The following is an 8,260-nucleotide window of genomic DNA, read 5'->3' on the forward strand; positions in this document are numbered from 1 at the left end:
TACTCACTCTACTTGCCAAATTTAAGAGATAAATACTTTGCAATCCCCTAAAACTAGCACCGTTATGAGATGGCTATTTGGTCAACTCCGTCCTTATAAATCAAAGGTGATCTTCGCCATCTCTGCATTAATTGTGGGTGCAGGTGCGTGGTTATTATTAGGCCAAGGTATTAAAGCTGTGGTAGATGAAGGTTTTCTTGCCAACAACGCCAGTAAGTTAGATCAAACTATGTTGTTAGTTATGGGTATCGCACTCGTTGGCAGTATTGCGGCTTATTTCCGATTTTATTGGATGATTTGGTTGGGTGAAAGAGTGAGCGCTGACATTCGCCAAAAAGTCTATGGGCATTTGTTGACGTTATCCCCAGCGTTTTTTGCTAAAACCCGCACTGGTGAAGTGATTTCTCGTTTTACCGCAGACACCACATTATTACAGTCAGTGGTTGGCATGGGGTTATCTATGGGGTTGCGCTCCAGCATCACTTTTATTGGGGCATTATTTTTAATGCTATTTTCCAGTCCAATGCTGACGCTGTATGTGTTGATAGCAGTGCCCATTGTATTACTACCCATCCGAATTTTTGGCGCTAAGGTCAGATTCTACTCCAAAAATAGTCAAGACAAGGTGGCGGATGTGGGTGCCTATGTTGATGAAACCCTACATGAAATCCACACAGTTCAAGCTTACTCTCATGAAGAGATAGACAAAACCTTGTTTCAGACCCGCATCGAGAGTGTCATGGGGGCGGCGCATTTTCGGATTAAATTCAGAGCTTTGTTGGTGGCTTGTATCATGGCTATTAGCATTATCGCGATTACTCTCGTGGCATGGGTAGGTGCACAGCAGGTATTAAGTGGTGAATTGAGTGCCGGCGAACTCACTGCCTTTATGTTTTATGCAGTCATGGCGGGCGGTGCTGTGGCAACTATCAGTGAAGTGATAGGTGAGGTTCAAAAGGCGGCGGGTGCCAGTGAACGTTTAATGGAATTACTCAATACCCAAACCAGTATCGAATCCCCAGCGACTCCTATTATGTTGCCCAATAAAGTCAGTGGTGAGATTGACATGCAGAATGTGAGTTTTCATTACCCACAAGCTGATTCAGTAACTGTGATAAAAAACCTCAACTTAAAAATCAACAGTGGTGAACGTGTTGCTTTAGTTGGACCAAGTGGCGCAGGTAAGTCTACATTATTCCAATTGTTGTTGCGTTTTTATGATGTCAGCAGTGGTGAGATAGCATTAGAAGGCAAAGACATTAAGTTGCTGGATGTATCCGACCTACGTGATCAATATGCGTTAGTGCCACAAGAGTCAGTTATATTCGCCAGCAGTGTGAAAGATAATATTGGTTACGGTCGCACGAATGCAAGTCAGTTGGAAATCGAAAACGCTGCAAAAGCGGCCCGTGCACATGATTTTATTTGCGAGTTACCTGAAGGTTATCAAACTAACTTAGGTGAGCGTGGGGTGCGTTTATCTGGGGGCCAAAAACAACGTATTGCCATAGCTAGAGCTATTTTGGCAGACCGGCCAATATTGCTTTTGGATGAAGCCACGAGTGCTTTGGATGCCTCAAATGAGCAACATGTGAAGTTGGCATTAGAAGAATTAATGAAAGATAAAACCACTTTGATCATTGCTCATAGACTGGCTACCGTTATCAACGCTGACAGAATAGTGGTGATGGACAAAGGTGAGATAGTCGCAATAGGCACACATCAAGAGTTGGTTGAAAGTAATGCCTTGTATCGTGAATTCGCGCAATTGCAGTTGGTGAGTTAACAGCAGCTGCAAGCTATGAGCGAACAAAGAAAAGCGAAAAGATAAAAGAATTTGAACCTCAGAGGAAAAGGAGAGCTCATAGGTAAAAACAAGTATGATTTAAGTCTTTTCTCTGTGCAGCGAAGCACTCGAAGCACTCGAAGCACTCGAAGCACTCTGTGCGCGGCACCCGGTGTCCCCTGTGGTTTATTGTTTTTTGAGCTCCGAGCGAACAGATAAAAGATAGAGAATTTGAACCACAGAGGAAAAGGAGGGCACAGAGGTAAAGACAAGTATGATTTAAGTCTTTTCTCTGTGTAGCGAAGCACTCTGTGTGGGGCATCTGGTGCGCGGCACCCGGTGCGCGGCACCCGGAGTCCCCTGTGGTTTGTTGTTTTTTGAGCGGCGAGCTTCGTGTTTATAGATAAAGTTATAAGAGATGATTTATGAAAATTGCGCAGGTGGGTGAGGAAATTCTTAGAACGCCAGCTAGGCAGGTTGAATTGGCTGAGTTTGGTCAAGCGTCACTGACCTCGTTTATTGATGAGTTACTGGCAACTATGCTTGAGGCCAATGGTATCGGTATTGCCGCGCCGCAAGTCTTCGACCCTAGGGCAATTATGATAATTGCCTCGCGCCCAAACCCTCGTTATCCCGACGCGCCAGATATGCAACCTTTGGTCTTAATTAATCCAGTGATCCAACAAACTAGTGAAAATACGGTTTGGGAATGGGAAGGGTGTTTGTCTGTGCCGGGATTGCGTGGGTGTATTGAACGACCCAACGCAGTTGATGTGGTATATTTGGACCCAGAGGGTAAGGCACAAAACATTAAGCTTGAAGGTTTTGTGGCACGTATCTTTTTACATGAATTTGACCATCTCGTTGGCAAAACTTGGCTGGATCATATTAGTAGTACAGAAAATATTATGGCGAATGATGTATGGATGGCAAAATTTGCGTAACGATTTTTGTTATTAATTTTTACCAAGTCAGTTAGCATAACGCCTTAGACCAACCATTTTTAAAAATTTTGGATAGTTACTTTGAATTCTTTTTCTTCATTTAGAACACTTCTTATTGCCGCTGGCCTGACGGCAATGGCTAACGTTGCACATGCACAACAAAGCCCAGAGGTTGTGGCCGAAACGTTCCCACAATGTATTGAACGTTTACAGCTATTAGCCCGTAACTCAGGGGTGTCTGAAAACACCACTGTGGATATTTTGGGGCAAGTTAGACCCTTGCCAAAAATTTTAGAATACGATCGTAGTCAACCTGAGTTTGTACAAACCTTTACGGGGTATTTTTCAAAACGGGTGACAGATTGGCGTATGAATAAAGGCCGTGAAAAACTCGCAGAACACAGTGATTTTTTGTCGAAACTTACCCAAGAGTACGGAGTACCAGCACATTACCTGATTGCATTTTGGGGATTAGAAACTAACTTTGGAAACTACAAAGGTAAAATTCCTACTATTTCCGCTTTAACCACTTTGGCTTGTGATCAACGCAGAAGTGGCTATTTTTCACAAGAACTGATGCAAGCTTTGTTGTTGCTCGAACGCGAAAACTTAGATCCTAATGAAATGATTGGCTCTTGGGCAGGTGCAATGGGGCACACCCAATTTATGCCTACAGCCTATATGAAATATGCCAAAGATGGCGACGGAGATGGCAAAGTTGACCTGTGGAACAATGAATTAGATGCTCTGGCATCGGCGGCCCACTTCTTACAAAATTTAGGTTGGAAAACAGGCTTTAAATGGGGCCGAGAGGTTTTGTTGCCCGAAGATTTTGATTATCAATTAGCCGGAAAGTCTCAACCGCAAAGCTTGTCTTTTTGGTCACAGCAAAAAGTGACACAAGTTGGCGGCCAAACTTTAGGTGATAGTGACTTAAAAGCTGCAGTGCTTATCCCTGCAGGACATACTGGACCTGCATTTATCGTTTACCCAAACTTTGATGTGATCCTACGTTGGAATAATTCTGAATATTACGGCATAGCAGTGGGTCACTTGGCAGACCGAATCAAAGGACAAGGTACTTTATCAAAACCGCTTCCTGATTTGCCCAACTATACCATTGTTGAAATGCAGCAATTTCAGGAAAAACTTAATCAGTTAGGCTTTGATGTCGGTGTAGCCGACGGGATTTTAGGTCCAGCAACACGTAAAGGTGTGCGCGCATTTCAATTGACTATGGGTTTGATTGCCGATGGTTATCCATCAAAAGAGACCGTTGAAGCGGTGAAGCGAGCACCTTTGGATAAAGCCGAGGAAAAAGCGGTTGAGGAGTTGCAGTCAGTCGTTAATTAATGACTGCAACTAAGCCAAAATACTTAAGGAACGCGGCTTTTCGCTATTTCTACTTTGCCCACTTTTGTATAAAGCGTCGATACGACTCGAATGCTGTTTTGGCTTGCTCAGGTACCGATTGAGTGAAGCTATGGGTGCCACCAGGCAACTCATAATACTCATAGCTGTGCCCCGTTTTTGCTAATTCTTGGACAAACTCACGGCTCATCTCAACAGGCACAATAGGATCCGCATCGCCATGGGTTAAAAACATCGGCGGATCTTGGGGATCTAAATAGGTGATAGGGGATAACTCAGCTAGCGAGTGTTGAAAATTGCCTGAATCAGTATCGAGCAGACGTTTTATGAGGGCGAAGCCTGAATACTTCGCTAACCTAAAATCAGCAATGGGCGCTGACTGACCCGCAACCGCATGCACAGTGGAATCAAATTCAGTATATAAACCATGATCATCAAAGGCATCGGAGTTTCCAGTTACGCCTGCCATGACTGCTAAGTAGCTACCGGAAGAAGCGCCGCTAAGAATAATGCGCTGTGGATTGATATGGTATGCGTCAGCATTCGCTTTCAAAAAACGGATCGCCAATTTAATATCATCAAGAGCAGCGGGGAATTTGTGTTCTGGTGCAAATCGGTACATAGCACTTGCTGCCACAAAACCCAATTGGGTCATTTTTTGAATACGTTTATTATTTTGACTTTTATCACCCTTCAAAAAACCACCACCATGGATCATCAGTAATACGGGGCGCGGTTGTTTACTGAATGTTTTTGGGAAGGCAATGTTGATTGATAACTTAACGCCGTCTATCTCGCCTATTGCTATGTCCTCATGCAGACCTTTTAAACTTTTAATCTGCGAGCTGTGACTCAAAGAGGCAGTGGTAACAAGCATACAAAAGCCTAAAGATAACAAAGACGTTGAAAAGAGACTTTTATTAGCCAAGTTCGTTTCCTTTTATAAACATTTTTCTAAATTACCTATAGTAAGTTTATCTCGTTTTTTTCTGTTTTTTTGTCTGCTTCAATTAAGTTTTCTTCAGAGCTGGAAGGTAGTTCGTCAGTTTCAGGTGGACTGCTTAGTCCTCTTTCAGCAACAGATAAATCATAACGGCGTTTACCAATCTCAACACCTGCTTTGAACGCTTCTCTTTGATGGATTGGAGTATTTAAATTTACATCAATCTGTTCGAGCCTGTTAAAGGTTTCAAACCCGAGTTGATAGGCTTTGTCGTTTAAAACAGCGTATTGTTTCATAGACGCTTCAACTTGCCTGAGTCTGGCCAATTGTATAAATTCCATCCGATCTTCAAATTCTTTATCGTGTTTTTTTTGTTTAGCCGTTGCAGCCTTATCCAACATGTCCAAAGCTTTGTTATTAGACTTGTCGACTTCCTGTAAAATATCATTTTGAACATAAGCTAAAAATATAGCCATTTTGTTCGAGGTACCACTATTGTGTAAAGCTATGATGATTGACACCAGCTTTTGGACGTCAACATATTCATTGCTATCCTCCCTTTCACTTCGCTCCCCGAACACCCAACGTATCAGCGTCAAAACAACCGCTTTTGTATAATTTGGCCGATTAACATCGGCTAAATATTTGCTACTAACATCTTCAAAAATAGGGAATGAGATTTTGGATTTGAATATTGAAGAATAATTTTCCTCAATAGGTTTATGCAGTAATGTTGTTGATAGCCAAGGCACAGTGTTGTAGCTTGAAGCCGAAAATACCGAATTGGAAATAGTGCTGGCGGACAAAAGTAAGCTTGTAGCACCAAGTTTAATTATTGTTTTTTTAGGAAGTCTGGCCAGCTTTGTACACTGTTTATTTATAGCAATATAATTTATTTTAATTAGCTTCATATTCTTTCCGCAACGTTACTCTGGATTTACGATTAATACTCAAATGCCAAAACACATAAGGAGTTTGTAACTCGTTATGTGTTTTGTATTTGAATGCTCTAACTAGAGAGGTTTGGATATTTTTTCTATTCGGGATGCAGTCTTTATTTGGGACATATTCTCTAGTTGCTTTAGGTTTTTCTCACTTGGATACAACATTGCGAGCTTTTCTTGTACAGCGAGGGCTTCAATCCAATTTTCACTTTCGACATGATTACCAAATAGCATATTTAGCCAAGTTTCTTCGGGTTGATATCCTTGGATTTCATTGATTGCGACTAACTCGTCTAATAATTTGATCGATGTTGCAGTTTGCTTCAATTTATAATGTGAAATAGCAGTTAAGTATAATATTTTCTTCTTGTCGAGATTGTCATCTGCTATCTCAAACCATTTGTCTGAGTAACTGATCTGTTTGTCCCATCGTCCTTGGCTAGCAGCCAAAGATTGTGCCATATGAAGAATAGGTAAAAGCTCTGTTGCTGTGAGAGATTCTTCAAGTGCTACTGCTTTATCTATATAGGTAATTATCTGTGGGTTGTTGGCATCTAATTCGTATAAAGTATGAGCATGTAGCTTCCAGATTTTTGCTTGATCTGTTGCCTTAAAACTATCAATGTTGTTTGCCAACTTAGTTAACTGCGCTTCGGCTCCAGTAAAATCTTTGTCGTTGAGAGCATGTAAAACGTCAATTAAACTTGAGTTTTTGTCATCAAAATTAACAGGCTGTTGTGAATTGACGGTTGCATTTGAAAAGCCAATCCAACTTGTTAGAGACAGCAACGACGCCATCACTACTACATATCGTTTTTTCATTTTATGTTCCTTATTAAGTTTATTTATTCGCTGTAAATTAAATGCCGGTGTACCACTCATTTGTAACACTGCTGGCATTTGCAGCGCTTGTTGCTGCTTATTCACCTGTAATGTCAGTTTAATCAACTGCAGTTGATAATTGCCTTCAGGTAAATGCTTTTTGCACTGCTCATCGCAGCTTAATTCCATTTGTTTTCTGGCGTAATTCGCGGTCAACCCAACCAGTGGATTCCACCAAAACAAACGTTGCATTAGGGTAATTGCCCACAACCAAATAGGATCATGTTGGCGAATATGGGTAAGTTCATGGAGCACAATAGTGCGGATTTTTTCAGCATCTTGTTGATTGTTGTCTAGCCAAATAATAGGTTTAGTCAGGCCGGTCGCCATGCCAGGGGAGTCTGAGTTGATACGACGAATATCACAGTTAGGCTGAGTGATTTGTGCGGTTTTCCACGTTTGATTGTCTAGTGTTGAGTGTTTTATCCAGTCCCTATGCAATTTCACATAACTCACTAGATCTTTGAAAAATAACACTAATCCAATTGCGAACGCGGCTAGCCATAACCAATAAAATGAAAACAATGGAAAAGTTGATTGTTCAATTACAGGTGCGATGTCAGAAGGGTTTTGTATGACAGCTTCTGGGATATTCCATTTGAACTCAGTCAAGATATTCAACGGCAACGTAAACGAATTAGACACCGCTTGAAATTGCATAAACTGCCAAGGGGTAAGCCAAGTCACCAATATCATTAAACAAATATAAAAACGCAAACGGGCGGGAGCCTCGTGCAATAATAAAATGCCTAAACCGCAAATACTGCTGATCAAAAGAGTGATAGTGAAATAAGTCGTCATCATAGCCTCACTTGTTAGTGCTATTTGTGTTTTTCGCTTTTTGCGCAGCCAACATATTTTCAAGCTGCTCAATTTCATTGTTGTTGAGTTGTTCGTTGGCAAGTAATTGCGCCACCATCTTATGTGGATCACCGGCAAACATACGTTTTAGAAAACCTTTTAGTAAAGGTGGTGATAACGCTTCACGCTCAACAGCTGGGGCATAATAGATAGTACGACCTTGTTGGTCGGCTCGGGTTATCGCCGCTTTTTGTTCGAGTCGGTCGATTATGGTTTTGACGGTTGAGTAACTGACATCTTTGTCTAATTTGATTTTTTCATGTACTTCAGGTGCTGAAGCTTTACCCACTTGCCAAAGGATGTTCATAACATCTAATTCAAATTCACTGAGTTTTATGTCGCTTGTCATTTTTATCTCTACACTTGTCGAGTATGTATCTACAAATGTAGAGATATAAAACTTTGTTGTCAATAATTTAGTGAAATAAAATTATTTTTACTTCTTTTGGTAGAACTCATAGTGGAAAATTATTTGCTAGAAGCTAGAAGCTAGAAGCTAGAAGCTAGAAGCTAGAAGCTAGAAGCTAGA

Annotated in this window: 7 protein-coding genes; 3 read left to right on the forward strand and 4 right to left on the reverse strand. The window is 41.3% G+C overall.

Annotated elements, in window-relative coordinates; translation table 11 throughout:
* Nucleotides 1–37: 37 nt before the first annotated feature.
* The 3 genes from AAC000_RS17550 to AAC000_RS17560 all read left to right on the forward strand — a co-directional run bounded on the left by AAC000_RS17550 (nucleotide 38) and on the right by AAC000_RS17560 (nucleotide 4,083).
* A complete protein-coding gene (locus AAC000_RS17550; protein ID WP_339724494.1) occupies nucleotides 38–1,786 on the forward strand; it encodes an ABC transporter transmembrane domain-containing protein in 1,749 nt (582 codons plus the stop codon).
* Between the two features lie 425 nt (nucleotides 1,787–2,211).
* A complete protein-coding gene (gene def / locus AAC000_RS17555; RefSeq protein ID WP_339724495.1) occupies nucleotides 2,212–2,730 on the forward strand; it encodes a peptide deformylase in 519 nt (172 codons plus the stop codon).
* An 81-nt stretch (nucleotides 2,731–2,811) separates the two neighbouring features.
* A complete protein-coding gene (locus AAC000_RS17560; RefSeq protein ID WP_339724497.1) occupies nucleotides 2,812–4,083 on the forward strand; it encodes a lytic murein transglycosylase in 1,272 nt (423 codons plus the stop codon).
* A 49-nt stretch (nucleotides 4,084–4,132) separates the two neighbouring features.
* Here the strand turns inward: AAC000_RS17560 and AAC000_RS17565 are convergent, their stop codons facing one another.
* From AAC000_RS17565 to AAC000_RS17580, 4 genes are all read right to left on the reverse strand, one after another.
* A complete protein-coding gene (locus AAC000_RS17565; RefSeq protein ID WP_339724499.1) occupies nucleotides 4,133–5,029 on the reverse strand; it encodes an alpha/beta hydrolase in 897 nt (298 codons plus the stop codon).
* 35 nt (nucleotides 5,030–5,064) lie between these two features.
* Nucleotides 5,065–5,955 carry a hypothetical protein gene (locus AAC000_RS17570; protein WP_339724500.1) on the reverse strand — a complete coding sequence of 297 codons (891 nt, stop codon included), beginning with the start codon at nucleotides 5,953–5,955 and terminating at the stop codon, nucleotides 5,065–5,067.
* A gap of 102 nt (nucleotides 5,956–6,057) precedes the next feature.
* Entirely contained in the window at nucleotides 6,058–7,674 is a 1,617-nt protein-coding gene (locus tag AAC000_RS17575; RefSeq protein ID WP_339724501.1) for a M56 family metallopeptidase, read from the reverse strand.
* Nucleotides 7,675–7,678: 4 nt separating this feature from the next.
* Complete coding sequence (locus AAC000_RS17580; RefSeq protein ID WP_339724503.1) at nucleotides 7,679–8,080, reverse strand: BlaI/MecI/CopY family transcriptional regulator; 402 nt, start codon at nucleotides 8,078–8,080, stop codon at nucleotides 7,679–7,681.
* Nucleotides 8,081–8,260: the final 180 nt, after the last annotated feature.

The sequence above is a fragment of the uncultured Paraglaciecola sp. genome, assembly GCF_963977085.1.
Taxonomy (GTDB): Bacteria; Pseudomonadota; Gammaproteobacteria; order Enterobacterales; family Alteromonadaceae; genus Paraglaciecola.

Coding starts and splice junctions, on each gene's coding strand:
- AAC000_RS17575 (WP_339724501.1), bottom strand. CDS start 7,674: ATGATGACGACTTATTTCACTATCACTCTTTTGATCAGCAGTATTTGC.
- AAC000_RS17570 (WP_339724500.1), bottom strand. CDS start 5,955: ATGAAGCTAATTAAAATAAATTATATTGCTATAAATAAACAGTGTACA.
- AAC000_RS17580 (WP_339724503.1), bottom strand. CDS start 8,080: ATGACAAGCGACATAAAACTCAGTGAATTTGAATTAGATGTTATGAAC.
- def (WP_339724495.1), top strand. CDS start 2,212: ATGAAAATTGCGCAGGTGGGTGAGGAAATTCTTAGAACGCCAGCTAGG.